This is a genomic window from Ideonella sp. P3_A4, assembly GCF_056403075.1.
Genome location: NZ_JBFUGE010001312.1, coordinates 1 through 669, shown reverse-complemented (window position 1 = coordinate 669; position 669 = coordinate 1). Strand labels below are relative to the sequence as shown.

Genomic DNA, 669 nt, shown 5'->3' with positions numbered 1-669 from the left:
GAATCACCATGTGGGGGAAAACCACCACGTCACGCAACGGCAGCAGCGGCAGCGTGATCGGTTCGGCGGGAAGAATCGGGTGTCCTGACATGGGAGATGCCTCACTTTCTCGTGCCCACATGGGGCCCGAGGGGTGGATTGCAAGAAGCCGGGTGACTACTGGAAGCTCGGCTCATCAGGTTAGCCGGCTTGGGAGGAATGAAACCCCGGAAAAGCGGGTCAGGCGCTGGCCTTGGCCTGTTCCCGATAGACCAGGAGGGGCTTGCCGCCCTCATCAATGATGTGCTCGTCGACCACCACCTTGGCCACGCCGTCGAGCGTGGGCAGGTCGAACATGGTGTCGATCAGCGACTGTTCCATGATCGAACGCAGGCCGCGCGCACCGGTCTTGCGGGCCAGAGCCTTGCGGGCGATCGCCACCAGCGCCGACGGGCGAATCTCCAACTCGACGCCGTCCATCGAGAACAGCTTCTGGTACTGCTTGACCAGCGCGTTCTTCGGCTCGACGAGGATCTGAACCAGCGCCTCTTCGGTCAGCTCGCCCAGCGTGGCGACCACCGGCAAGCGGCCGACCAGCTCGGGAATCAAACCGAAGCGCACCAAGTCTTCCGGCTCGGCGTGGCGGAACACTTCCGACACGCGCTTTTCGGACTTGCTGTGCACCGTGGC

Annotated in this window: 1 pseudogene; it reads right to left on the bottom strand. The window is 63.5% G+C overall.

Annotated features, from left to right (window positions below):
* Window positions 1–219 precede the first annotated feature (219 nt).
* Window positions 220–669 (bottom strand): annotated as a pseudogene (locus AC1DYI_RS37740) (ATP-dependent Clp protease ATP-binding subunit ClpX); the annotation flags it as partial.